This window comes from Streptomyces sp. NPDC002690 (assembly GCF_053592415.1).
This window is the reverse complement of the sequence record NZ_JBSFVR010000087.1, coordinates 1-24,478: the sequence shown is the minus strand read 5'-3', so window position 1 is coordinate 24,478 and position 24,478 is coordinate 1. Positions and strand designations below refer to the sequence as shown.

The following is a 24,478-nucleotide window of genomic DNA, read 5'->3' as shown; positions in this document are numbered from 1 at the left end:
ACGGAGGGGCCACGGGACGCGCTTCGGCCGGGCCGGGGCCGCTGCCCGTCCCCGGCCGAAGTGTTACCGGCGTCGCCGTCAGATCTGCGCGGTACCCCGGTCCGGGACGCAACGGCCGCCCTCGGTGCGGTACTTCCACTGGGCACCCTCGCTCACCAGCTCGCCGACCGCGCGCACGAAGCGGTCCACGTGCTCGTCCGGCGTACCGGCGCCGAAGCTGACGCGGATGGCGTTCAGGGAGCGCTCGCCCGGCTCGGCCTCCGGCGCACCGCACTCGCCCGGGTCCTGCGGGTCGCTGCCGAGCAGGGTGCGGACCAGCGGGTGGGCGCAGAACAGGCCGTCGCGGACGCCGATGCCGTACTCGGCGGAGAGCGCGGCGGCGAAGTGGGAGCTGTTCCAGCCCTCCACCACGAAGGAGATGACGCCGACGCGCGGGGCGTCGTCGCCGAAGAGCGAGAGCACCTTGACCTGCGGCACCTCGGCGAGGCCCGCCCGGACCCGGGCGACGAGCCGCTGCTCGCGGGCGACCAGCTTGTCGAAACCGGCCTCGGTCAGGGCCTTGCAGGCGGAGGCGATGGAGTAGACGCCGATGACGTTGGGCGAACCGGCCTCGTGGCGGGCGGAGGTGGTGTGCCACTCCACGTCCACGCCGCCGTCGGTGCGCCGGGCGACCTTCTTCGAGGCGCCGCCGCCGGCCAGGTAGGGCTCGGAGTCCTGGAGCCAGTCGGCGCGGCCGGCGAGGACGCCGGAGCCGAAGGGGGCGTAGAGCTTGTGACCGGAGAAGGCGACCCAGTCGACGTCGAGCGCGGCGATGTCCACCGGGTGGTGCGGGGCGAGCTGGGCGGCGTCCAGCACGATGCGGGCACCGTGCGCGTGGGCGGCGGCGGCCAACTCCTTGACCGGCCACAGCTCGCCGGTGACGTTGGAGGCGCCGGTGACGCAGACGAGGGCCGGGCCGTAGGGGTCACGGTCGGCGAGTGCGCGCTCCAGGGTCTCGACGGCCTGCCGCGGGGTGCGCGGCGCGTTGAGGTAGGTGACCCGGGCGTCCCGCCAGGGCAGCAGCGAGGCGTGGTGCTCGGTCTCGAACACGAACACCTCGCAGCCGGCCGGGATCACGGCCGCGAGCAGGTTGAGGGAGTCGGTGGTCGAGCGGGTGAAGATCACCTGGTCGCCGGGGCGGCAGCCGAGGAACTCGGCGACGGTGGCGCGGCTGTTCTCGAAGAGGTCGGTGGAGAGCTGCGAGAGGTAGCCGGCGCCGCGGTGGACGCTGCCGTAGTACGGCGCGTAGGCCGCCACGTCGTCCCAGACCCGCTGGAGGGCAGGGGCGCTGGCCGCGTAGTCGAGTGCCGCGTAGGTGACCTCGCCGCCGGTGACGAGCGGGACGGTGACGTCCTTGCCGAGAACCGGCAGCGGGGCGACGTCCGCGTCGAAGTCGGCGGAAGAGTCGGAGGTGTTGAGGGCAGCAGAAGACACGGACATGACGAACTCCCGGATCGTGCAGGCGAATTCACCGTGCCGGCGGGTACGCGGCAGCACGGTGCGAAGAGATGAAGGGGTGCGGAGAAGGGCGTTGCGCCCTATCGCATTCGCTTGCTCACAAGAGGCTCCCTAGGGACCAGGACCCCGGGGGTTGGCATTCAAGGATGCCGAGGGGCCCGCGCTTGCCGCAGACCTCGCTGCCTACGGCCTGGTCTTCACCCGGGGCACCCCGCCACGGACGGAGGGTTGCCGGACAGCGGGCCGGGGCCGTAGTCGCTGTCACTCATGACCTGCCAGCATCTTGCCACAGGTGCCGGTGAACGCAAGGGCGCGGTCCGCATCGCGGACCGCGCCCCTTTGAGCTCGTGCGCGTCAGGCGTTGCTGGCCGCCACCCAGCGCTCCAGCGCACGGTGCGCCGACCCGGAGTCGATGGACTCGGCGGCGACGGCGATCTTGGCGCCGATCTGCTCGGTGAGGGTGCCCTCGCCCGGGTCGAGCGCCACCAGCGCCGCCGCCGTGTTCAGCAGCACGGCCTCGCGCACCGCGCCCTTCTCGCCGTCCAGCACCCGGCGGGCGACGTCCGCGTTGTACGAGGGGTCGGCGCCGCGCAGCGCCTCCACCGGAACCAGCTCCAGCCCGACGTGGCGCGGGTCGAACGCCTGCTCGCGCACCTCGCCGTCCCGGACCACCCAGACCCGGGAGGTCGCGGTGGTGGTCAGCTCGTCGAGCCCGTCGTCGCCGCGGAAGACGAGCGCGGAGTTGCCGCGCTCGGCGAGGACGCCGGCCACGATGGGCGCCATCCTCAGGTCGGCGACCCCCACGGCCTGGGCGCGGACGTGGGCCGGATTGGTGAGCGGGCCGAGGATGTTGAAGGTGGTCTGGGTGCCCAGCTCCTTGCGGGCCTTGGCCGCGTACCGCAGGGCCGGGTGGAACCTCACCGCGAAGCAGAAGGTGATGCCCGCCTCGGCGGCCACCTCGGCGACCCGCTGCGGGGTCAGCTCCAGGTTGACGCCGAGCTTCTCCAGGACGTCGGAGGCGCCGCTGGCCGAGGAGGCGGACCGGTTGCCGTGCTTGACGACCTTGGCCCCCGTGCCGGCGATCACGATCGCGGACATCGTGGAGATGTTGACCGTCTTCGCGAGGTCGCCGCCGGTGCCGACGATGTCGACCGAGGGGCCGGGCACCTCGATGGTGCGGGCGTGCTCGTACATCGCGCGTACCAGGCCGCTCACCTCGGCGACCGTCTCGCCCTTGGCGCGCAGCGCGATGGCGAAGCCCGCGATCTGCGCGTCGGTGGCGTCCCCGCTCATGATCCGGTCCATGGCCCAGGCGGTGTCGTCCGCACCGAGGTCCTCGCCGCGCAGCAGGGGCGTCAGTACGCCGGACCAGGAACGGTCCGCCGCGCTGTCGCCGCCGTTCGGGGTCGCCACGTTCATGGTCCGCTCCAAGAATCCACAGCCGGAAAGGGGGGTGCCGCTCCACCCTATCGGGGCCCGGGAACGGCGAAGAGCCCCGTCCGGCGAATGGACGGGGCTCTCGGCTGTGGCGATCAGTTCAGGCGATCAGTGGTGACCGTGGCCGCTGGTGATCTCCTTGTACTCCTCGGCGGTGGGCTTGGCGATCTGGTTGTGCTCGCCGTAGTAGCCCTTGCTGAGCTTGGCGCGCAGCTTCGTGAGGGCCGAGACCTTGCGCTCGACACCGTTCTCGTCGACCGTCGGGCCGATCTCGAGCGGCTGGTACTGCTCGTGCGCGGTGAGGGTGTGCAGCGCGCCCTGGGCGAGCGGCTCGTGGATCTCCACGAACTCACCGTGCGGCAGGCGCTTGATGAGCCCGGACTCGCGTCCGTGCAGCACCTTCTCCTTGTCGCGGCGCTGGAGGCCGAGGCAGATCCGCTTGGTGGCGATGAACACCAGGACCGGCACCACGAAGAAGCCGACACGCACGAACCAGGTGATCGCGTTGATCGACAGGTGGAAGTGCGTGGCCCAGAGGTCGTTGCCGCCACCGACGAGCAGGACGAAGTACCAGCTGATCCAGGCGACACCGAAGGCGGTCCGGGTCGGCGTGTTGCGCGGCCGGTCCAGGATGTGGTGCTCGCGCTTGTCGCCGGTGACCCAGGACTCGATGAACGGGTACACCGCGATCGCGGCCAGTACCAGCGGGAAGATGACCAGCGGGATGAACACGCCCAGGACGAGCGTGTGACCCCAGAGGTTGATCTCCCAGCCGGGCATGACTCGGATCAGGCCTTCGGAGAAGCCCATGTACCAGTCGGGCTGCGCACCGGTGGACACCTGGTCCGGCCGGTACGGGCCGATGGCCCAGATCGGGTTGATCGAGGCGATGGCGGCGACGACCGAGATGACACCGAAGACCAGGAAGAAGAACCCTCCGGCCTTGGCCATGTAGACCGGCAGCAGCGGCATGCCCACGACGTTCTTGTTCGTGCGGCCGGGGCCCGCGAACTGCGTGTGCTTGTGGTAGAAGACCAGGATCAGGTGGCCCACCAGCAGGCCCATCATGATGCCGGGGAGCAGCAGGATGTGGACCGAGTAGAACCGGGCCACGAAGTCGCCGCCGGGGAAGTTCCCGCCGAACAGGAAGTACGCGAGGTACGTGCCGACGATCGGCACGGACAGGATCGCGCCCTGCATGAAGCGGACACCCGTACCGGAGAGCAGGTCGTCCGGGAGCGAGTAACCGGTGAAGCCGGTGAACATGCCCAGGACGAACAGCAGGAACCCGAAGAGCCAGTTGATCTCACGCGGCTTGCGGAACGCGCCCGTGAAGAACACGCGCATCATGTGCACGAACATGCCGGCCAGGAAGATCAGCGCGGCCCAGTGGTGGATCTGCCGCACGAGCAGACCACCGCGGACGTCGAAGCTGATGTTCAGCGTCGAGGCGTACGCCTCGGACATGCGGATGCCCTGCATGGGCTCGTACGGGCCGTGGTACACGACCTCGTTCATGCTCGGGTGGAAGAACAGCGTCAGATACACACCCGTGAGGATGATGATGATGAAGCTGTAGAGGCAGACCTCGCCCAGCATGAAGGACCAGTGGTCCGGGAAGATCTTGCGCATGTTGGCCTTGGCCAGGCCGTAGATGCCCAGCCGGCCGTCCGCCCAGTCGGCGACCCGCTCGCCCGCGGGCGCCTTGCGCGTGGTTTCCGTCGTAGTACTCATCCGCGCTCCCAGAAGGCAGGACCGACGGGCTCTTCGAAGTCACCGAGAGCTTCGAGGTCACCCTCGCTGCTCACGCCGATCCGCAGCTGCGGAAGCGCGTGCCCGGCCGGACCGAAGATGACGCGGGCGCCGTCGGAGAGGTCGAAGGTGGACTGGTGGCACGGGCAGAGGACGTGGTGCGTCTGCTGCTCGTACAGGCTGATCGGGCAACCGACGTGGGTGCAGATCTTGGAGAAGGCGACGATGCCCTCGTGCGCCCACTCGCGCTCGCGCTTGTCCTTGATGTCGTCCGGCTCGATGCGGATGATCATCAGGGCGGCCTTGGCGATCTGCGCCTGGAAGTCCTCGGCGTCCTCCTCCAGGCCCTCGGGCATGGCGAAGGTCAGCGAACCGACCGCGATGTCCTCGGGACGAAGAGGCTCCATCGTGTTCATGTTGATGAGCTTCTTGCCCTTGGCCCACAGGGTGGAGCGGAGCTTCTTCTCCGGCAGCGGACCGAGGTCGCGCAGCAGCACCACACCGGCGAGCGGCACCAGGGCCAGCGCGCCGAACATCGTGGTGCGGATCAGCTTGCGACGGCCGATCACGGACTCCTCGGCACCGGCCTTGAAGTCCGCGAGGACCTGCGCCTTGACCTCGGGCGTGGCCTCGATCGCGTGACGCTCGGCCGGGACCTCGACGTCGGACATCAGGGTGCGCGCCCAGTGGACGGCACCCGCGCCGATGGCGAAGAGCGCCACGCCCAGGGTGAGACCCAGGGAGAAGTTCAGCGCGCTCACATGACCGAACGGCCAGATGTAGACGATCTTGTCGACCGGGAAGATGACGTAGGAGGCGATGAACGCCACCGTCGCCAGCATGGACAGGATGAACAGGTACGCGACGACCCTCTCGGAGCGGTCCGCGGCACGTTCGTCGATGTCCTGGATGCGCGGCTTGTGGGCCGGCAGCCCCGGGTTCGCGAACGGATCGTCCGCGACCACTACCGCGCCGTGCGCGGTGTCCTGCTCGGCGAGCAGGCTCTTCTCTGGATTCTCTTCTTGGCTACTCATGACTTCTTGGCCTTAGCGGTGTGGGCCGCGACCCAGACGGCGACGGCGATCAGGAGGCCCAGACCGAAGATCCAGGCGAACAGGCCTTCGCTGACCGGTCCGAGGCCACCGAGCGACAGGCCGCCCGGGCTCTCGCTGTTGTCACCGTTCACGGTCTTGATGTACGCGATGATGTCCTGCTTCTGCTGCTCGGGCATCGTCGTGTCGGGGAAGGAGGGCATGTTCTGCGGGCCGGTCTGCATGGCCTCGTAGATGTGCTTCGGGCTCGCGCCTTCCAGGCTCGGGGCGTACTTGCCGTCCGTCAGCGCGCCGCCCTCGCCCGTGAAGTTGTGACACTGGGCGCAGTTGGTGCGGAACAGGTCACCACCCTTGGCGATGTCCGCCCCGTCGGGGCTGACCTGCTTCTCGGTCGGCGTGATCGGGCCGGCGCCGAGCGAAGCGACGTACGCCGCGAGCTGGTCGATCTCGCCCTGCGAGTAGATGACCTTCTTCGCCGGAATCTGGGCACCCGGCTGCTGCGCGGGCATCCGGCCGGTGCCGACCTGGAAGTCGACGGCGGCGGAGCCGACGCCGACCAGCGAAGGCCCGTCGGACGTGCCCTGACCACTGGTTCCGTGGCAGCTGGCGCAGCCGACGGTGTAGAGCTTCTTGCCCTCCTCAATGGGGAGGGACTGGACGGATTCGTCTGCCTGCGCCTTGCCCGCAGGCGCAAACGCGGCGTACAGCCCCCCGGTAGCCGCCAGCGCGAGGAGTAGTACGACGACGGCCGCCAGTGGATGGCGTCGTCGTGCGGAGAGCTTTTTCACGGATTACCCCGGTGTCAGGATCTTCTGCGTCGATGATGGGTGGGTGCGAGCGCCCGGTTACTTGATCATGTAGATCGTCGCGAAGAGGCCGATCCACACGACATCGACGAAGTGCCAGTAGTAGGACACGACGATGGCTGCGGTCGCCTGTTCGTGGGTGAACCTCTTGGCTGCGTATGTTCTGCCGAGAACCAGCAGGAAGGCGATGAGACCGCCTGTCACGTGCATGCCGTGGAAGCCGGTGGTCAGGTAGAACACCGAGCCGTACGGGTCCGAGGACAGGGAGAGCCCGTCCGTCTTGACCAGCTCGGTGTACTCCACGACCTGGCCGCCGATGAAGATCGCACCCATGACGAACGTGATGATGAACCACGTCCGGAGCTTCTTCACGTCGCCCCGCTCCGCGGCGAAGACGCCGAGCTGGCAGGTGAGAGAGGAAAGCACCAGGATCGTGGTGTTCGTCGCGGAGAACGGGAAGTTCAGATGGTCGGCCATCTCCTTCCAGTGATCCGGTCCCATCACCGATCGCAGGGTGAAGTACATCGCGAAGAGGGCCGCGAAGAACATCAGCTCGGAACTCAGCCAGATGATGGTTCCGACGCTGGTGAGGTTCGGCCGATTGACCGACGGGTGCGCGTGCCCGGTTTCTACTGTCGTTGCTGTCGCCACGACCGACATTATGTCGGTCGCTTATCCCGCCCTCACTCCCGGGGGTGCCGTTCGGTGTGTCAGAGGGGTGTGTCCTCCCCGAACGGCCCAGTGAATCGACGTCATTAGCGGTGCTGACGGGCTGTCCGCGGGAGTACGATCCGCGCATCGGTTCATGCCCCGAGAGCCCCGACGACACAGCTGTCACGGAGGAACAATGCAGGCGACCGCCACGGTCCTGGTCTACAGCGACGACGCCAACGTCCGCGAGCAGGTGAAGCTCGCCACCGGACGACGGCCCGCGGCCGACGTCCCCGAGGTGCGGTTCCTGGAGTGCGCGACGCTGCCCGCGGTGCTGTCGGCGCTCGACGCCGGAGGCGTCGACGTCTGCGTGCTGGACGGCGAGACCGCGCCGGTGGGCGGCATGGGCGTGTGCCGACAGATCAAGGACGAGGTGTTCCACTGCCCGCCCGTGCTGCTGCTGATCGGCCGCCCGCAGGACGCCTGGCTGGCCACCTGGAGCCGCGCGGACGCCGCGGTGACCCTTCCGGTGGACCCGGTCGAGTTCGCGGACGCCCTGGCCGCCCTGGTGCGTACACGGCTCCAGGTGGCGGCCGGGGCGTCCTGACACCGCCCGCACAGCCCTTTCGAGCGGTCGTCCCGGGAGGCGGCGCACCCCGGGTCAGACCTGGGGACGCAAACGCGCCGCCTCGACCGTGTGGGTTCCGGCCGCGGGCGTGGTGTTCCGCAGGGCGCTGCCCTTCTGCCACGCCTCCCAGGAGACGTTCCAGTCCCCGAACCCGTTGTCGAAGGGGGTCATGGTCTCCCCCTCGCTGCCGACGACCTTGACGACGTCGCCCTCACGGACGGTGTCGAAGAACCATTCGGCGTTGTCCGTGCTCATCCCGGTGCACCCGTGGCTGACGTTGGCGCTGCCCTGGGACCCGACGGACCACGGCGCGGCGTGCACGTACTCGCCGCTCCACGTCACCCGGGTGGCCCAGTAGACCGGCAGGTCGTAGGACTCCGAGGAGTCGGTCGAGATGCCGACGGTCTCCCCGCGCATCCGGACGAACGCCTCTTTCCCGAGCACGACCTTGATGCCGTTGCGGGTGGAGAAGCCGGGCTTGCCGGTGGTGACCGGAATGGTGTTGATCACTTCTCCGTTGCGGAGCACGGTCATCTCGTGCTCGGCGGCGTCGGTGATGGCCTCGATCCGGTCGCCGATGGTGAGCCGGAGCGGCTTGACCTCGGCACCGTGCAGGGCGTTGGTCACCTTGATGCCCTTGAAGTTGCTGCTCACTTCCACGGAAGCCCCGGCGGGCCAGTACTCCTGGGGCCGGTAGTGCAGGATCTTGTCGTCGACCCAGTACCAGGAGCCGGTCACCGCCGGGGTGGAACGGACCTTGAGGGAGCGTTCGACGGTGGCCCTGGCCGCCTTGTCGGTGACCGGAGCGCTGAGTTCCGCCGTGATGGGCTGTCCGACCCCGTACGTGCCCGCCTGCGGGCCGAAGGAGACGTTCAGGAGCTTCTTCGGGGAGGTGGTCTCGAAGGAGAGCGTACGGCGGCCGGGGGCCCCGTCCTCGTCTTCGGTGGTGACCCGCACCTCGTACCGCGCGCCGGCGGCGAGCGGGGCGGTGGAGTGCCAGCGTTTCCCGTCGGCGGCGAGCTCGCCGGCCAGCCGGCGGCCGGTGCTGTCCGCGGCCGTCACATCGGTGATGCGTCCCTCGTCACCCTTGACGGTGACTTCCAGGGGCTTGTCGGGATCGGCCTTCCCTTGCGGGGCATGGCCGTTGAAGGAGACCTGGTCCGCCGCGTCGAACGGCTTGGCCGAGAGCGGGTGACCGTCGGGTTCTCCACAGGCGGTCGCACCGGCGGCCAGGGTGACGACCAGCAGGGTGCAACTCACTACGGAGCGGGTGCGCGGCGTGTCGTTCATGAACCCACGCTAAGAAGATTCATCCGATCCAGCGCGTTCTACGACTGCAAACGAGCGAGGGGCCCGGACGCTCCAGCCGAGCAGTCCGGGCCCCTCGCGAGGTGTTACGGGTAACGCGGTGTCACTGGGTGCGGTTCTCACCGCGGTAGTACTCGAAGACCCAGCCGAAGAGGCCGATGGCCAGCATCGGGGCCGAGAAGTACGCCAGCCACCAGCCGAAGGCGATGCTCATGAAGAGCAGTGCGCCACCGATCGCCAGCGAGAGCGGCTGCCAGCTGTGCGGGGAGAAGAACCCCACGTCGCCGGCCTCGTCGGCCACATCGGCTTCCTTGTTGTCCTGGGCCATCTGGTCGACCCTGTTGGCCGTGAAGGCCAAGTAGAAGCCGATCATCATGGACAGCCCGAAGGCCAGGACGAGGGCGGTGGTGCCGACCGGCTCCTTCGACCACACGCCGTACGTGACGGCCATGATCAGGATGAAGACGCTCAGCCAGATGAACAGCTTGCCCTGGATCTTCACTTGCCTGCCTCCTTACCACCGGCGAGGACCTTGTCGGCCTCGGAGTGGTGACCGAGCTGCTCCAGCGCGGCGATCTCCGGGTGGTGCAGGTCGAACGCCGGGGATTCGGAACGAATCCGCGGCAGGGTGATGAAGTTGTGGCGCGGGGGCGGGCAGGAAGTGGCCCACTCCAGCGAACGGCCGTAGCCCCACGGGTCGTCGACCTCGACCTTCTTGCCGTACTTGGCGGTCTTCCACACGTTGTAGAAGAACGGCAGGATCGACAGGCCGAGCAGGAACGAGGAGATCGTCGAGATCGTGTTCAGCGCGGTGAAGCCGTCGGCCGCGAGGTAGTCCGCGTAGCGACGCGGCATGCCCTCGGCACCGAGCCAGTGCTGCACCAGGAACGTGCCGTGGAAGCCCACGAACAGCGTCCAGAACGTGATCTTGCCGAGCCGCTCGTCCAGCATCTTGCCGGTGAACTTCGGCCACCAGAAGTGGAATCCGGCGAACATCGCGAACACCACGGTGCCGAAGACGACGTAGTGGAAGTGCGCGACGACGAAGTACGAGTCCGAGACGTGGAAGTCCAGCGGCGGCGAGGCCAGCAGGACACCGGTCAGACCACCGAAGAGGAAGGTGATCAGGAAGCCGATCGACCAGAGCATCGGCGTCTCGAAGGACAACGAGCCCTTCCACATCGTGCCGAGCCAGTTGAAGAACTTCACACCGGTCGGGACCGCGATGAGGAACGTCATGAAGGAGAAGAACGGCAGGAGCACGCCGCCCGTCACGTACATGTGGTGCGCCCACACCGTCACGGAGAGACCCGCGATGGCGATGGTGGCCGCGATCAGGCCGATGTAGCCGAAGAGCGGCTTGCGGCTGAATACGGGGATCACTTCGGAAATGATTCCGAAGAATGGCAGCGCGATGATGTACACCTCTGGGTGTCCGAAGAACCAGAAGAGGTGCTGCCACAGCAATGCGCCGCCATTGGCCGCGTCGAATACGTGGGCCCCGAATTTTCGATCCGCTTCCAATGCGAAGAGCGCGGCGGCGAGAACCGGGAAGGCCAGCAGGACCAGGACGGCCGTCAGCAGGACGTTCCACACGAAGATCGGCATCCGGAACATCGTCATGCCGGGCGCGCGCATGCAGATGATCGTGGTGATGAAGTTGACCGCGCCGAGGATCGTGCCGAAGCCGGAGAAGGCCAGACCCATGATCCACATGTCGGCACCGACACCCGGCGAACGGACGGCGTCCGACAGCGGGGAGTAGGCGAACCAGCCGAAGTCGGCGGCGCCCTGCGGGGTGAGGAAGCCTCCCACCGCGATGAGCGAACCGAAGAGGTACAGCCAGTACGCGAACATGTTCAGCCGCGGGAACGCCACGTCGGGCGCGCCGATCTGCAGCGGCATGATCCAGTTGGTGAAACCGGCGAACAGCGGCGTCGCGAACATCAGCAGCATGATCGTGCCGTGCATCGTGAACGCCTGGTTGAACTGCTCGTTCGACATGATCTGCGTACCCGGACGGGCCAGCTCGGCGCGCATGAAGAGCGCCATCAGTCCACCGATGCAGAAGAACGCGAACGACGTGACCAGGTAGAGCGTGCCGATCGTCTTGTGGTCAGTGGTGGTCAGCCACTTGATGACGACGTTTCCCGGCTGCTTGCGCCGTACCGGCAGCTCATCCTCGTACGAGTCGTCTGCTGCCGAGGCACCCTGAGGTTCGTTGAGGATGCTCACAGTTTGTTGGTCTCCGCATTCCTGGCGGGGTCAGTCTGCTCGATGCCTGACGGCACGTAGCCCGTCTGCCCCTTCTCCGCCAGCTCCTTGAGGTGCTGCTGGTAACGCTCGGGAGAGACCACCTTGACGTTGAAGAGCATCCGGGAGTGGTCGACTCCGCAGAGCTCGGCGCACTTGCCCATGAAGGTGCCCTCCTTGTTCGGAGTCACCTCGAACGCGTTGGTGTGGCCCGGGATGACGTCCTGCTTCATGAGGAACGGCACCACCCAGAAGGAGTGGATGACGTCACGCGAAGTGAGGATGAAGCGGACCTTCTCCCCCTTCGGCAGCCACAGGGTCGGACCCGGGTTGCCGGTCTGGGGATTGCGCGTGCCCGGGATTCCCGCGTCGTAGACGCCGCCGGCGCCCTTCGGGAAGTCCGCGAGGTAGCGGTCGGGGATCGAGGAGAGCTCCTCGGGCGTCTTGGTGGTGGACGGCGAGCCGTCCACGTCCTCGACGTAGTTGAACGCCCAGCTCCACTGGTAGCCGACCACGTTGATGTTGTGGACGGGCTTGGTGGAGAGGGTGAGGAGCTTCGATTCATCGCGCGCGGTGAAGTAGAAGAGCACCGAGACGATGATGAGGGGGACCACTGTGTACAGCGCCTCGATGGGCATGTTGTACCTGGTCTGCGGAGGTACCTCTACCTTGGTCCGGCTACGCCGGTGGAAGACGGCGCTCCAAAGGATCAGCCCCCAGACGAGGACACCCGTGGCGAGCGCTGCCGCCCACGAGCCCTGCCAGAGGGAGAGGATCCGAGGGGCCTCTTCCGTTACCGGGGTAGGCATACCGAGGCGAGGGAAATCCTGCCAGTTGTACGAACAACCGGAGGCCGTCGCCAGGACCAGGCCCGCAGTCAGCACCTGCGGCAGCTTCCGCCGCATCGGGCGCCGCGACGAGCGGTCGGAGCCGTTGGGACTCACGTAGCGCCTTCCCGAGAGTCTCGCCCGCTACGGTCGGCGCGCCCGTATGTCTCTGGTCGGTCGCCGCCCTGTCGCGGGCAGGGGTTTGGATGTTTATGCGGACCAAACCCTACTGGACGCTATTTGGGGTCGCGCGGGGAGGGTGCCCAACGCGCCGTCCGACACCCCGAAGGGGTGGAATCCCGGCTTCCGGGGCTCATCTGACGTTCCCTTTCCTGGTTCGCGGGTGGCCGCCACCGGCGACGGCCCGGCTGCGGGCTAGCGTGGCCGGGTGCCCTACTTCGACGCCGCCTCCTCCGCCCCCCTGCATCCCGTGGCCCGTCAGGCCCTACTGGCGTCCCTGGACGAGGGCTGGGCCGATCCCGCCCGGCTCTACCGGGAAGGACGGCGGGCCCGGATGCTGCTGGACGCCGCCCGCGAGGCGGCGGCCCAGGCGGTCGGCTGCCGCCCGGACGAGCTCGTTTTCACCCCTTCGGGGACGGCCGCGGTGCACGCGGGAATTGCCGGAGCTCTTTCGGGCCGTCGGCGTGTCGGCCGTCGCCTGGTCGCGTCGGCCGTCGAACACTCGTCGGTGTTCCATGCCGCGGCCTCGCACGAGGCCGCCGGCGGGTCCTTCACCGAGGTGCCGGTGGAACGGACCGGAGCGGTGGATTCCGCGACGTTCGGCGCCGCCCTGGGTGAGGACACCGCGCTCGCCTGCCTCCAGTCCGCCAACCACGAAGTGGGCACCGAGCAGCCGGTGGCGGCCGTCGCGGCCCTCTGCCGGGAGGCGGGGGTCCCTCTGCTGGTGGACGCGGCGCAGTCACTGGGGTGGGGGCCGGTGGCGGACGGCTGGTCACTGCTGACGGCGAGCGCCCACAAGTGGGGCGGCCCGGCGGGCGTCGGACTGCTGGCGGTCCGCAAGGGCGTGAGGTTCGCACCCCAGGGCCCCGCCGACGAACGGGAGTCGGGCCGGTCGGCCGGCTTCGAGAACCTGCCGGCGATCGTGGCCGCCGCCGCCTCGCTGCGCGCGGTGCGCGCCGAGGCGGAAGCGGAGGCGGCACGGCTGCGGACGCTGGTGGAGCGCGTCCGCACGGAAGTGGCGGCCCGGGTGCCGGACGTGGAGGTGGTGGGCGATCCGGAGCGGCGACTGCCGCACGTCGTCACCTTCTCCTGCCTCTACGTCGACGGGGAGACCTTGCTGCACGAACTGGACCGGGCCGGTTTCTCCGTTTCGTCCGGTTCATCCTGTACCAGCAGCACGCTGACGCCCAGCCATGTACTGAAGGCGATGGGGGTGCTCTCGGAGGGGAACGTCCGGCTGTCGCTGCCCGCGGGTACGGCCGCCTCGGACGTGGAGCGCTTCCTCGATGTGCTGCCCGGAGTGATCGCCGGGGTCCGGGAGCGCCTCGGGGTCTCGGTGGCCGGCCGGTCCGCCGCCGCACCGGCCGACTCGCCCGTGGCGGACGCACCCGGGACGGACACGCTCGTGGTGGACGCGCTGGGCCGGCGCTGCCCGGTCCCGGTGATCGAACTCGCCAAGGTGATCGGCGACGTACCGGTGGGCGGCACGGTCACGGTGCTCGCCGACGACGAGGCGGCCCGGCTGGACATCCCGGCCTGGTGCGAGATGCGGGAACAGGAGTACGTGGGCGAGGAGCCGGCGGTGCGGGGGTCGGCGTACGTGGTCCGCCGGCTGAGCTGAGGAGACCTGAGGCCCGTACGGTCCGGCGGGCACCGGACCGTACGGAAAGCCCCGGGCTCAGGCGAGGTGCGCGCGGACCTCGTCGGCGGCCTCGTGGCCGTACGCCTTGGCGAAGCGGTCCATGAAGCGGGAGCGGCGCAGGGTGTACTCCTGCGTACCGACGGTCTCGATGACCAGGGTGGCGAGCATGCAGCCGACCTGGGCGGCGCGCTCCAGGCCGACGCCCCAGGCGAGGCCGGAGAGGAAGCCTGCGCGGAAGGCGTCGCCGACGCCGGTCGGGTCGGCCTTCGTCTCCTCGTCGGGGCAGCCGACCTCGATGACCGGCTCGCCCACGCGCTCGATGCGCACTCCGCGCGCCCCGAGGGTGGTGACCCTGTGGCCGACCTTGGCCAGGATCTCCTCGTCGGTCCACCCGGTCTTGGACTCGATGAGCCCCTTCTCGTACTCGTTGGAGAAGAGGTAGGTGGCGCCCTCCAGCAGTATCCGGATCTCTTCACCGTTCATCCGGGCGATCTGCTGGGAGAAGTCCGCGGCGAAGGGGATGCCCCGGGAGCGGCACTCCTCGGTGTGGCGGAGCATCGCCTCCGGGTCGTCGGCGCCGATGGAGACGAGGTCGAGGCCACCGAGGCGCTCGGCGACGCTGTGCAGCTCGATCAGCCGGGCCTCGCTCATGGCGCCGGTGTAGAAGGAGCCGATCTGGTTGTGGTCGGCGTCCGTGGTGCAGACGAAGCGCGCGGTGTGCAGCACTTCGGAGATGCGGACCGATCCGGTGTCCACGCCGTGCCGGTCGAGCCAGGCGCGGTACTCGTCGAAGTCGGCCCCGGCGGCGCCCACCAGCACCGGGGACGTGCCGAGCTGCCCCATGCCGAAGCAGATGTTGGCGGCGACCCCGCCCCGGCGCACGTCCAGGGCGTCGACCAGGAAGGAGAGCGAGACCGTGTGCAGCTGGTCCGCGACGAGCTGGTCGGCGAAGCGGCCGGGGAAAGTCATGAGGTGGTCGGTGGCGATGGAGCCGGTGACTGCGATGCGCACGGGAGGCTGCTCCTGCGGGGCGAGGGACGCGTGAGCGTTCCGGGACGGCGTGACACCTCACGCTACCCGTTTTCGTACCACGTACCGATGGGTAGAAACTACCCGATAGTAGGTCTTTCTACCCGGTGGGATCGGTGCGTACGGTGCGGATATGCCCACACACAGCGTCGTGTCCGAGACCGAAGCGAGCCTGGCCGATCTGAGGGGTGACTGCGCGCGGATGGCACCGCACTGGGTCGTTCCGCCGAAGACTGCCACGCCGCCCGTCGCGCCGTCCCTGATTCACGGAGTCACGGTGCCGCCCGCCTCCGCCCGGCTGATCGAGGCGACGGAGGAGTACGGCGGCTGACTCCCGCGCCCGAGAAGGTGGTTGACGCCCCGGCAGCTTGCCCTGCCCGCCGGGAACCGATCGCCGCTCCGCCCCGTCACAGCCCCGTCCCCCTTCCCGGGGACGGGGTGGGAGCGTCCGCCCCGGACGCGACGACGAAGGAGCCTCACAGTGAGCATCGAGCGATCGGACGAGAGCCCGGCCGGTTCCCGGCGGCGATCCCCGGCCCTGATCGGCGCGGTGGTGGCCGCGGTGGTGCTGGCCGGCGGTGGCGGCGTCTGGTGGGCGGCCACGGCGGACAGCGGCGGCGGGGGGAAGAACGCCGTCGCGGCACCCGCCTCCCCCCATCCGACTCCCTTGAGCGTCTCCGGACCGGCCGACCGGACCGATCCGCCCGAACAGGGCATCGCTCCCGGTGAGCCGGCTCCCACGGGCGTGATCTACCTCGCCGGCGGCGAGCTCCCCGAGGGCCCGGCGACGGCACCGGTGCGCCGGACCGCGGCCACCGTGTCCCTCGCCGACGCGACGCGGCTGGCCCGGGTGTTCGGCATGTCGGGCACCCCGGCGTCGCAGGGCGGCTACTGGCGGCTGGGCGCGGGCGGGCCGGAACCGTATCTGGAGGTCTCCCGGGCGGCGCCGGGGACGTGGACGTACCTGCGCGGCACCGGCGGCCCCTCCCCTTGCCCGTCCGACTCGGTGTGCGCCGACGGCTCCTCGGGCACGAGCCCGGTGAGCCCCGGGGCGGCGAGGGCGGCGGCCCGGCCGGTGCTGGACTCCCTGGGGCTGGGGGACGCGGCGCTCACCGACGGCGGGCTGCTGGGCGCGCTGCGGGTGGTCGGCGCCGATCCGGTGGCCGACGGGCTTCCCACCCACGGCTGGTCCACCGATGTCCGGGTGGGGCCGGACGGCGCGGTGGCCGGCGCTTCGGGCCGGCTGGTGCTGCCCGAGGCACAGGACGACGACGCCGGCTACCCGGTGGTGGGCGCGCGTGCGGCGCTGACGTCGCTGAACGCCGCGCAGGGGGCCGCGACCGCGCCGGCCTGCGCGACGGCCGTCCCCCTGGACGGCGGGGACGGCGGGGGCGGCAGGGACGGCGGGGACGGCGGGGCGAAATCGGCGGGGCCCCAGTGCGTACCGTCCTCGGGGCGCACCGCGCCGCCGACGCCGATGACGGTGGAGAAGGCGGTGTTCGGGCTCTCGGCTCAGCTCGTGGACGACACGCCGGCCCTGGTGCCGTCCTGGCTCTTCACCGCGCGGCCTGAAGCGGGCGGCCCGGTCTCCACGGTCGCCCAGGTGGCCGTCGCCCCCGCGTTTCTGAAGGCCCCGTCGGCGTCACGGCCGGCCAGCGGGGTGAACCCGATCTCGTACACCGAGCACGGGCGGACGCTGGAAGTGACGTTCTGGGGCGGCGTGTGCGCCCCCTACTCCGCGAGCGCCGAGGAGAGCCGTACGCAGGTCAGGGTCACGATCACCGAGCCGCGGCCGACACCGCCCGGCACGGACTGCGTCGCCGTCGCCGAGAAGACGACTCTCGCGGTGACCCTGGACGCCCCGCTCGGCGGACGGACCGTCCTGGAGACGGCGTCGGGCAAGACGGTCCCTCGGGGCTGAAGGCGGCTTCGACCGCGCACGTACGAAGGCGGCCCCGGAATCCGCTTCCGGGGCCGCCTTCGTCGTACGTCTTCGTTCCGCGGCCGGTCCGTGGACCGGGCGCCTTCAGGAAACCGGTGAGGGCTTAGCTGAAGGAGTCGCCGCAGGCGCAGGAGCCGGTGGCGTTGGGGTTGTCGATCGTGAAGCCCTGCTTCTCGATGGTGTCCACGAAGTCGATCGAGGCACCGCCGAGGTACGGGGCGCTCATGCGGTCGGTGACGACCTTGACGCCGTCGAAGTCCTTCACGACGTCGCCGTCGAGCGAGCGCTCGTCGAAGAAGAGCTGGTAGCGCAGGCCGGAGCAGCCGCCGGGCTGTACGGCGACGCGCAGGGCGAGGTCGTCGCGGCCCTCCTGGTCCAGCAGGCCCTTGACCTTGGCTGCGGCGGCGTCGGACAGGAGGATGCCGTCGCTCACGGTGGTGGTCTCGTCCGATACGGACATCTGCTTCTCTCCCGGGTTGTACGGACTGCTTGCCGACGGTGCAACCGTCGCGCGCGCGGATTCATTCCGTGCCCGCGTCCGTCTGTTCTTTTTCATGCTCGCACACGGCGCGCGCGAGGGTATGCGTCACATCGACGGTAACGACGTCGTCAAACTGACGCGATCCGGTTATCATAGATAACGTCAAATAGACGAAAAGACTCCCGGCGCTGACCACCGGCCTCACCGACCGGCTCCGCCGCGCTCATCAATGACAAGAAAGGGTGCGTGACGTGACCACGGCCCACCCCCCTGTGGAACTCGATGTTCAGCCGTCGCCCCTGGCCCTGCTCCTGCTCGGCCGCGAGGCCGACCCGAGGAGCGAGCGCGGCGTGGAGTGCCCCGGCGACCTGCCCTCACCGTCCGACCCGGACCTCGTGGAGCGCGCCCGGGCGGCCAAGGAGAAGCTCGGGGACAAGGTGTTCGTCCTCGGCCACCACTACCAGCGCGACGAGGTCATCCAGTTCGCGGACGTCACCGGCGACTCCTTCAAGCTGGCCCGTGACGCCGCGGCCCGCCCGGAGGCCGAGTACATCGTCTTCTGCGGTGTGCACTTCATGGCCGAGTCCGCGGACATCCTGACCGGCGACGACCAGAAGGTCGTGCTTCCCGACCTGGCGGCAGGCTGCTCGATGGCCGACATGGCCACCGCCGAGCAGGTCGCCGAGTGCTGGGACGTCCTGACCGAGGCCGGCGTGGCCGACCGGGTCGTCCCCGTCTCGTACATGAACTCCTCCGCCGACATCAAGGCGTTCACCGGGCGCCACGGCGGCACCATCTGCACCTCCTCCAACGCCGAACGGGCGCTGGAGTGGGCCTTCGAGCAGGGCGACAAGGTCCTCTTCCTCCCCGACCAGCACCTGGGCCGCAACACGGCCGTCCGCGACATGGGGATGTCGCTGGAGGACTGTGTCCTCTACAACCCGCACAAGCCGAACGGCGGCCTGACGGCGCAGCAGCTGCGTGACGCGAAGATGATCCTGTGGCGCGGGCACTGCTCGGTGCACGGGCGCTTCTCGGTGGAGTCCGTCGAGGACGTCCGCGCGCGCATCCCCGGCGTCAACGTCCTGGTGCACCCGGAGTGCAAGCACGAGGTCGTCGCTGCGGCCGACCAGGTCGGCTCGACGGAGTACATCATCAAGGCCCTGGAGGCGGCCCCGGCCGGCTCCAAGTGGGCCATCGGTACGGAACTGAACCTGGTGCGCCGGCTGGCGAACCGTTTCGCTGCCGAGGACAAGGAGATCGTCTTCCTCGACAAGACCGTCTGCTTCTGCTCGACGATGAACCGGATCGACCTGCCCCACCTGGTCTGGACGCTGGAGTCGCTGGCCGAGGGCAAGCTGGTCAACCGGATCGAGGTCGACCCGGAGACGGAGAAGTACGCCAAGCTGGCGCTGGAGCGGATGCTCGCGCTGCCGTAGGGCACCGCGTACGCCTAAGGCCCGGCCCCCGCACTCGCTTCCACGAGTGCGGGGGCCGGGCCTTTTCGATCGCCGCGACCGGCAGGACACCGGGCGGACACGGTCAGGCGCCGGAGTGGGCCGCCTCGCGGGAGCCGTCCGTACCGGAGTCGCTCTGTGCGGGGACCTGGCCCTTCGCCGCGCGCTTGGCCGCCCTCTTCTTGGCCCGGCGCTCCTTGCCCAGCTCCACCATGGCGTACAGCGTCGGCACCAGCAGGAGCGTCAGCAGGGTGGAGGTGATCAGACCGCCGATCACGACGACGGCCAGCGGCTGGGAGATGAGCCCGCCCTGGCCGGTGATGCCGAGTGCCATGGGCAGCAGCGCGAAGATCGTCGCCAGCGCGGTCATCAGGATCGGGCGGAGCCGGTGACGGCCGCCCTCGACGACCGCCTCGACGACGCCCATGCCCTGGGACCGGTACTGGTTGATCAGGTCGATCAGCACGATGGCGTTGGTGACCACGATGCCGATGAGCATCAGCATGCCGATCATCGCCGGGACGCCCATCGGGGTGCCGGTGACGAGCAGCAGACCGATCGCGCCGGTGGCCGCGAACGGGATGGAGACCAGCAGGATCATCGGCTGGATCAGCGAACGGAAGGTCGCCACCAGCAGCATGAAGACGATCGCGACGGCCGCCAGCATGGCGAGGAAGAGCTTCGTGTACGCGTCGCTCTGGTCCGCGCTGACGCCCCCGATGGTGGCGGTGGCGCCCTCGGGCAGGTCCAAGGCGTCCAGCTTCTTCGTGAGCTCCTGGCTCACCCCGCCGGTGTCCTCGTCGGTGGGCCGCGCCGTGATGGTGGCGGCGCGCTGTCCGTCGATCCGGGTCATGGAGACCGGTCCGTCGACCAGGTCGACGTCCGCGATCTGGCTGAGCCGGAGCGAGCCCACCTTCAGGTTCTCGAGCTGGGCCATGGTGGTGGCCGGCGTCGCGGACTTCACGACGACGTCGCGCTCGGTGTCGTCGAGCACGGCCTTGCCCGACTTCGTACCGGCGACCGCGCCGTTGACGAACGCGCCCAGCGTGGTCTGGTCGAAGCCGGCCGCGGCGGCCTTGTCGTTGGCGCGGACCGAGATGCGCGGGACGCTCTGCGCGAGGTCGCTCTGGACGTCGGTGACGCCGTCCAGCTTCTCCACCTCGGCGCGCACCGCCTCGGACGCCTTCTTCAGCACGTCCGCGTCGGCCGCCTTGACCACGACGCTCAGGTCCTGGCTGCCGAAGCCGCCGCCCGCCGCGATGCTGGTCTGGCCGATGCCGTCGAGCTTCGCGAGACCGTCCTCGATCCGCTTCTGGGCCGCGTCGTAGTCGCCGGCGTCCTTCAGCGTGATCTGGTACGAGGCCTGGTTGGCGCCCGTGCCGCCGCCGAAGGCGGCCAGGAATCCGGAGGAGCCGACGGTGACCTGGTAGTCCTTCACGGCCTTGTCGGCGGTGATGACCTTCTCGACCTTGCGGGCGGCCTCGTCGGCCGCGTCCAGGCTCGTGCCCGGAGCGAGTTCCTGGGTGAGCGAGAGGACTTCCTGCTCGCCCTCGTCGAAGAGGGTGGTCTTCAGGAGCGGGGCCATGCCGAACGTACCGAGCAGGATCACCAGCGCGATGACCACGCTGGTGACGCGGCGACGGGTGGCGAAGCCGAGAACGGGGACGTAGATCCGCTGGAGCCGGCTCGCCGCCTCCTTCTCCTCGGCCTCGCGGCGGGCCTCGTCCGGGTTCTCGGCGGTGCCCTTGGGCGCGCGCAGGAACCAGTAGGACAGGACCGGCACGACGGTCAGCGACACCAGCAGGGAGGCCAGCAGTGCCGCCGTGACGGTGAGCGAGAACGAGCCGAAGAGCTGGCCGACCATGCCGCCGACGAGACCGATCGGCAGGAAGACGGCGACGGTGGTGAGGGTGGAGGCGGTGACCGCTCCGGCCACCTCCTTCACCGCCGCGACGATCGCGGACTGCCGCTCCTCGCCGTAGCCGAGGTGCCGCTTGATGTTCTCCAGGACGACGATCGAGTCGTCCACCACCCGGCCGATCGCGATGGTCAGCGCGCCGAGGGTGAGCATGTTGAGCGAGAGGTCCCGGGTCCACAGCACGATGAGCGCGAGGACCACGGAGAGCGGGATGGAGACCGCGGTGACGAGCGTCGAGCGGATCGACGCCAGGAAGATCAGGATCACCACGACGGCGAAGAGGAGGCCGAGCGCACCCTCGATGGTCAGACCGGAGATCGCCTCGGAGACGGCCGGGCCCTGGTCGGTGACGACCGTCAGCTCGGCGCCGGCACCCAGGTCCTTGCGCAGATCGGGGAGGATCTTGGCGACCGCGTCGGAGATGGCGACGGCGCTGCCGTCCTTGTCCATCGTCGCCGCCACGGCGAGGCTCGGCTTGCCGTTGGTGCGGGTGATGGAGACCGGGGTGGCCTCCTCCTGCTTCACGGTGGCGACGTCGCCGAGACGGACCGGCTTGCCGGGCTTGCCGGTGGCGGCACCGGGGACGATCCGAACGTCCTCGATCTGCCGGAGCGAGGTGAATCCGCCGCCGACCTGGATGGTGCGGCTCTTGCCGGACTCGGCGAAGGAACCGGCGGCCATGGTGCCGCCCGCCGCCTGGAGCGCCTGGGAGACGGAGGCCGGGGACAGGCCGGCCGCCGCGAGCTTCCGGTCGTCGGGGACGACGGAGACCTGCAGGTCCTGGACGCCGCTGATCGCGACCTGGCCGACGCCCTCGATGTCCTCCAGGGCCGGCACCACGGTGTGGTCCAGCTGGTCGGCGAGCGCCTGCTGGTCCTTGTCCGAGGTGACGGCGAGGACCACGGCCGGGATGTCGTCGGTGGAACCGGCGACGACCTGCGGGTCGACGCCCTCGGGGAGCTGGCTGCGTGCCCGGTTCACGGCCTGCTGGATGTCGGCGACGAGCTGCTTGGTGCCCTCGTCCCCGAAGTCGAAGCTGGCCATGACGACGGCGTTGCCCTCGCTGGCGGTCGAGGTGACGCCCTCGATGCCGTCGACGGCCTTGATGGCGTTTTCGAGCGGTTCGACGACCTGCTTCTCGACCACGTCGGGGGAGGCCCCCTGATAGGGCGCCAGGACCGACACCATCGGCAGCTCGATGGTCGGCAGCAGCTGCTGCTTGAGCTGCGGGATCGCTATCGCGCCGAAGACCAGCGCGATGACGGAGATCAGCCCGATCAGGGCCCGTTGCGCGAGGCTGAACCTTGACAGCCAGGACATGGGTGGGGTCTCTCTTCTGTGGCGTACGCGGTGACGGGCGGATGCGTGAGTCGAAGGGGACACACCCGGCCCACCCATACGATCCCTGATGCCCGGGGGCGCGGCGTCGCTCCCCCGGGTGCTTTTACGACCGGCGTGTACCGCAGTTGGAGTACTCCCGGCTCCCCCCGGTCCGCACCCTGGGCGGTACGCCGGGTGCGGCCGTCACGCGCCCCGGGGGCGTACCAGGCCCGACTCGTAGGCGATGACGACCAGTTGGGCCCGGTCGCGGGCGCCCAGCTTCGCCATGGCCCGGTTCACATGGGTCTTGACGGTGAGCGGGCTGACGGCGAGGCGTTCGGCGATCTCGTCGTTGGAGTGCCCGGCGGCGACCTGGACGAGCACCTCGCGCTCGCGGACGGTGAGCGCGTCCAGCCGCTCGGCGTGGGCGGCGGCGTCGGGCAGCTCGTCCGAAGAGGCGGCCTGCGCGAGGAAGGTGGCGATCAGCCCCTTGGTGGCGGTCGGGGAGAGCAGCGCCTCGCCTGCGGCGGCGACGCGTATCGCCTGGAGGAGCTCCTCGGGTTCCGCGCCCTTGCCGAGGAAGCCCGAGGCCCCGGCCCGCAGCGACTGGACGACGTACTCGTCCACCTCGAAGGTGGTCAGCATGACGACCCGTACGCCCGCGAGCGCCGGGTCCGCGCTGATCAGCCGGGTCGCGGCGAGGCCGTCGGTGCCGGGCATCCGGATGTCCATCAGCACGACGTCGGGGGCGGTGGCGCGGGCGAGTTCCACCGCCTGGGCACCGTCGGCGGCCTCGCCGACGACCCGCATGTCGGGTTCCGAGTCGACCAGCACCCGGAACGCGCTGCGCAGCAGCGCCTGGTCGTCGGCGAGCAGCACCCTGATCGCGCTCACGCGAGTCCCCCCGTACGTTCCGGACCGCCCGGCCGGACGTCCACCGGGAGGATCGCATGGACCCGGAAGCCACCGCCGTAGCGGGGGCCCGCCGTGAGGGTGCCGCCGAGCGCGGTGACGCGTTCGCGCATGCCGAGGAGGCCGTGGCCGCCGCCGAGTCCGCCCTGGGCGGGGACCGCGGGGGTGCCGCGGCCGTTGTCGAGGACGGTCACCTCGGCCGTCCCTCCGACCCGTACGACGCTGACCTCGGCCTTCGTGCCGGCTCCGGCGTGCTTGCGGACATTGGTCAGGGCCTCCTGGACGACCCGGTAGGCGGCCAGGTCGACGGCGGCGGGCAGTGGGGCGGGCTGCTCGGGGCAGGCGACCTCCACCGGGAGTCCGGCGTTGCGGAAGGTGTCGACCAGTTCGCCGAGGACGGCGAGGCCGGGCGCGGGTTCGGTGGGCGCGGTGGGGTCGCCGGACTGGCGCAGCAGCCCCACGGTGGCGCGGAGTTCGTCGAGGGCGGAGCGGCTGGCGTCCCGTACGTGCGCCAGCGCCTCCTTGGCCTGGTCCGGGCGCTTGTCCATGACGTGGGCGGCGACCCCGGCCTGGACGTTGACCAGGGCGATGTGGTGCGCGACCACGTCGTGCAGGTCGCGGGCGATGCGCAGGCGCTCCTCGGCGACGCGGCGGCGGGCCTCCTCGTCGCGGGTGCGTTCGGCGCGTTCGGCGCGTTCCTGGATCGCGTCGATGAAGGCCCGGCGGCTGCGCACGGCGTCCCCGGCCGCTCCGGCGAGTCCGGTCCAGGCGACGACGCCCAGGTTGACCTGGCTGTACCAGGGGGCGGCTCCGAAGATCATCGCGGCGGCGCTGAGCGCGCCGCTGGTGACGAGACCGACCCGCCAGGTGGTGGGCCGGTCGGTGCGGGAGGCGACGGTGTAGAGGGCCACGACCGCGCTCATCACCACCGGCCCCGGCGGGTCCACCACCACGAACTCCACGACCGACAGGCAGCAGGTGAAGCCGAGCACCTGGAGGGCCCGCTTCCTTCGCAGCACCAGCGCCGCGGCGCCCAGCAGCATCAGGACGACGCTGGAGGCGACGGGACTGCGGGAGCCGGAGAAGGGCCCGTGGTGGCCCGGCCGGGCGCCGGCGAAGGACGCCGCGAGCATGGTCCCGAGGACGGCGAGGGCGAGCGCCGCGTCGAAGGCGAGCGGGTGGTCCCGCAGCCAGCGGCGGGCACGCGCGAGTCCGGTTCCGAGGGTGGTCACGTCGGGCAACGGTACGGCGTACGGGAAGCGGGCAGGCCGGGGCGGCGGTCATCACGCTCCGGAACGTGGGCACCTCACCCGTGTGCGCGAGCCGGACCTTCCCGTTCTCGTCGCCGGCGAGCGGCGTGACGGGCGCGACGAACTGGGTCCACTG

At 69.9% G+C, this 24,478-nt stretch carries 20 protein-coding genes and 1 riboswitch; of the genes, 5 read left to right on the top strand and 15 right to left on the bottom strand.

The features are described from left to right. Positions 1 to 78: 78 nt before the first annotated feature. From ACWD3D_RS14120 to ctaE, 6 genes are all read right to left on the bottom strand, one after another. The gene (locus tag ACWD3D_RS14120) at positions 79 to 1,479 is read right to left on the bottom strand and encodes an aminotransferase class V-fold PLP-dependent enzyme (RefSeq protein ID WP_451461143.1); all 1,401 of its coding nucleotides are present in this window, start codon (positions 1,477 to 1,479) and stop codon (positions 79 to 81) included. A 173-nt stretch (positions 1,480 to 1,652) separates the two neighbouring features. Next, a riboswitch (SAM riboswitch) is annotated at positions 1,653 to 1,770 on the bottom strand. A gap of 81 nt (positions 1,771 to 1,851) precedes the next feature. Further along, positions 1,852 to 2,916, bottom strand: a complete 1,065-nt coding sequence (trpD, locus tag ACWD3D_RS14115; protein ID WP_451461142.1) for an anthranilate phosphoribosyltransferase — start codon at positions 2,914 to 2,916, stop codon at positions 1,852 to 1,854. A 126-nt stretch (positions 2,917 to 3,042) separates the two neighbouring features. After that, a complete protein-coding gene (gene qcrB, locus ACWD3D_RS14110) occupies positions 3,043 to 4,668 on the bottom strand; it encodes a cytochrome bc1 complex cytochrome b subunit (protein WP_451461141.1) in 1,626 nt (541 codons plus the stop codon). Beyond that, on the bottom strand, positions 4,665 to 5,720 hold the full coding sequence (gene qcrA, locus ACWD3D_RS14105) for a cytochrome bc1 complex Rieske iron-sulfur subunit (protein ID WP_451461140.1): 1,056 nt from the start codon (positions 5,718 to 5,720) through the stop codon (positions 4,665 to 4,667). The genes qcrB and qcrA overlap by 4 nt, the downstream gene beginning before the upstream one ends. Next, positions 5,717 to 6,526, bottom strand: coding sequence for a cytochrome bc1 complex diheme cytochrome c subunit (gene qcrC / locus ACWD3D_RS14100; RefSeq protein ID WP_328722143.1), 810 nt, complete (start codon positions 6,524 to 6,526; stop codon positions 5,717 to 5,719). Before qcrC ends, qcrA begins: the two co-directional genes overlap by 4 nt. A gap of 57 nt (positions 6,527 to 6,583) precedes the next feature. Continuing rightward, complete coding sequence (gene ctaE / locus ACWD3D_RS14095) at positions 6,584 to 7,204, bottom strand: aa3-type cytochrome oxidase subunit III (protein ID WP_266703481.1); 621 nt, start codon at positions 7,202 to 7,204, stop codon at positions 6,584 to 6,586. A 187-nt stretch (positions 7,205 to 7,391) separates the two neighbouring features. Here ctaE and ACWD3D_RS14090 point away from each other — a divergent pair, with 187 nt between their 5' ends. After that, on the top strand, positions 7,392 to 7,802 hold the full coding sequence (locus ACWD3D_RS14090; protein WP_451461139.1) for a hypothetical protein: 411 nt from the start codon (positions 7,392 to 7,394) through the stop codon (positions 7,800 to 7,802). A 54-nt stretch (positions 7,803 to 7,856) separates the two neighbouring features. Here ACWD3D_RS14090 and ACWD3D_RS14085 read toward each other — a convergent pair whose 3' ends face one another. The 4 genes from ACWD3D_RS14085 to ctaC all read right to left on the bottom strand — a co-directional run bounded on the left by ACWD3D_RS14085 (position 7,857) and on the right by ctaC (position 12,328). Continuing rightward, the gene (locus ACWD3D_RS14085; RefSeq protein WP_451461138.1) at positions 7,857 to 9,113 is read right to left on the bottom strand and encodes an Ig-like domain-containing protein; all 1,257 of its coding nucleotides are present in this window, start codon (positions 9,111 to 9,113) and stop codon (positions 7,857 to 7,859) included. A 121-nt stretch (positions 9,114 to 9,234) separates the two neighbouring features. After that, positions 9,235 to 9,633, bottom strand: a complete 399-nt coding sequence (locus ACWD3D_RS14080; protein ID WP_328722140.1) for a cytochrome c oxidase subunit 4 — start codon at positions 9,631 to 9,633, stop codon at positions 9,235 to 9,237. Then, positions 9,630 to 11,366, bottom strand: a complete 1,737-nt coding sequence (gene ctaD, locus ACWD3D_RS14075; RefSeq protein ID WP_451461137.1) for an aa3-type cytochrome oxidase subunit I — start codon at positions 11,364 to 11,366, stop codon at positions 9,630 to 9,632. Before ctaD ends, ACWD3D_RS14080 begins: the two co-directional genes overlap by 4 nt. Further along, the gene (gene ctaC / locus ACWD3D_RS14070; protein ID WP_328722139.1) at positions 11,363 to 12,328 is read right to left on the bottom strand and encodes an aa3-type cytochrome oxidase subunit II; all 966 of its coding nucleotides are present in this window, start codon (positions 12,326 to 12,328) and stop codon (positions 11,363 to 11,365) included. The genes ctaD and ctaC overlap by 4 nt, the downstream gene beginning before the upstream one ends. A 271-nt stretch (positions 12,329 to 12,599) precedes the next feature. Here ctaC and ACWD3D_RS14065 point away from each other — a divergent pair, with 271 nt between their 5' ends. Beyond that, entirely contained in the window at positions 12,600 to 14,012 is a 1,413-nt protein-coding gene (locus tag ACWD3D_RS14065; RefSeq protein ID WP_451461136.1) for an aminotransferase class V-fold PLP-dependent enzyme, read from the top strand. A 57-nt stretch (positions 14,013 to 14,069) separates the two neighbouring features. On the opposite strand, the gene ACWD3D_RS14060 is transcribed toward ACWD3D_RS14065, so the two are convergent. Then, positions 14,070 to 15,044 carry a carbohydrate kinase family protein gene (locus ACWD3D_RS14060; protein WP_451461135.1) on the bottom strand — a complete coding sequence of 325 codons (975 nt, stop codon included), beginning with the start codon at positions 15,042 to 15,044 and terminating at the stop codon, positions 14,070 to 14,072. A 151-nt stretch (positions 15,045 to 15,195) separates the two neighbouring features. On the opposite strand from ACWD3D_RS14060, the gene ACWD3D_RS14055 reads away from it, so the two are divergent. Together ACWD3D_RS14055 and ACWD3D_RS14050 are read left to right on the top strand one after the other, a co-directional pair. After that, positions 15,196 to 15,393 (top strand): hypothetical protein, encoded by a 198-nt coding sequence (locus ACWD3D_RS14055; RefSeq protein ID WP_451461134.1) that lies wholly within the window; start codon positions 15,196 to 15,198, stop codon positions 15,391 to 15,393. A 150-nt stretch (positions 15,394 to 15,543) separates the two neighbouring features. Continuing rightward, positions 15,544 to 16,983, top strand: a complete 1,440-nt coding sequence (locus tag ACWD3D_RS14050) for a hypothetical protein (protein ID WP_451461133.1) — start codon at positions 15,544 to 15,546, stop codon at positions 16,981 to 16,983. Positions 16,984 to 17,107: 124 nt separating this feature from the next. On the opposite strand, the gene ACWD3D_RS14045 is transcribed toward ACWD3D_RS14050, so the two are convergent. Continuing rightward, positions 17,108 to 17,464, bottom strand: a complete 357-nt coding sequence (locus ACWD3D_RS14045) for a HesB/IscA family protein (RefSeq protein ID WP_266703501.1) — start codon at positions 17,462 to 17,464, stop codon at positions 17,108 to 17,110. Positions 17,465 to 17,727: 263 nt separating this feature from the next. Between ACWD3D_RS14045 and nadA the strand changes: the two genes are divergently transcribed. Then, positions 17,728 to 18,924: a quinolinate synthase NadA gene (gene nadA / locus ACWD3D_RS14040; RefSeq protein WP_327175317.1), complete on the top strand. Its 1,197-nt coding sequence runs from the start codon at positions 17,728 to 17,730 to the stop codon at positions 18,922 to 18,924. Between the two features lie 103 nt (positions 18,925 to 19,027). Here the strand turns inward: nadA and ACWD3D_RS14035 are convergent, their stop codons facing one another. The 3 genes from ACWD3D_RS14035 to ACWD3D_RS14025 all read right to left on the bottom strand — a co-directional run bounded on the left by ACWD3D_RS14035 (position 19,028) and on the right by ACWD3D_RS14025 (position 24,324). Continuing rightward, positions 19,028 to 22,180, bottom strand: coding sequence for an efflux RND transporter permease subunit (locus ACWD3D_RS14035; RefSeq protein ID WP_451461132.1), 3,153 nt, complete (start codon positions 22,178 to 22,180; stop codon positions 19,028 to 19,030). 204 nt (positions 22,181 to 22,384) lie between these two features. Then, on the bottom strand, positions 22,385 to 23,074 hold the full coding sequence (locus ACWD3D_RS14030) for a response regulator (RefSeq protein WP_451461131.1): 690 nt from the start codon (positions 23,072 to 23,074) through the stop codon (positions 22,385 to 22,387). Then, a complete protein-coding gene (locus ACWD3D_RS14025) occupies positions 23,071 to 24,324 on the bottom strand; it encodes a sensor histidine kinase (protein WP_451461130.1) in 1,254 nt (417 codons plus the stop codon). Before ACWD3D_RS14025 ends, ACWD3D_RS14030 begins: the two co-directional genes overlap by 4 nt. Positions 24,325 to 24,478: the final 154 nt, after the last annotated feature.

Coding starts and splice junctions, on each gene's coding strand:
- ACWD3D_RS14120 (WP_451461143.1), bottom strand. CDS start 1,479: ATGTCCGTGTCTTCTGCTGCCCTCAACACCTCCGACTCTTCCGCCGAC.
- trpD (WP_451461142.1), bottom strand. CDS start 2,916: ATGAACGTGGCGACCCCGAACGGCGGCGACAGCGCGGCGGACCGTTCC.
- qcrB (WP_451461141.1), bottom strand. CDS start 4,668: ATGAGTACTACGACGGAAACCACGCGCAAGGCGCCCGCGGGCGAGCGG.
- qcrA (WP_451461140.1), bottom strand. CDS start 5,720: ATGAGTAGCCAAGAAGAGAATCCAGAGAAGAGCCTGCTCGCCGAGCAG.
- ctaE (WP_266703481.1), bottom strand. CDS start 7,204: ATGTCGGTCGTGGCGACAGCAACGACAGTAGAAACCGGGCACGCGCAC.
- ACWD3D_RS14090 (WP_451461139.1), top strand. CDS start 7,392: ATGCAGGCGACCGCCACGGTCCTGGTCTACAGCGACGACGCCAACGTC.
- ACWD3D_RS14085 (WP_451461138.1), bottom strand. CDS start 9,113: ATGAACGACACGCCGCGCACCCGCTCCGTAGTGAGTTGCACCCTGCTG.
- ACWD3D_RS14055 (WP_451461134.1), top strand. CDS start 15,196: ATGCCCACACACAGCGTCGTGTCCGAGACCGAAGCGAGCCTGGCCGAT.
- ACWD3D_RS14045 (WP_266703501.1), bottom strand. CDS start 17,464: ATGTCCGTATCGGACGAGACCACCACCGTGAGCGACGGCATCCTCCTG.
- ACWD3D_RS14035 (WP_451461132.1), bottom strand. CDS start 22,180: ATGTCCTGGCTGTCAAGGTTCAGCCTCGCGCAACGGGCCCTGATCGGG.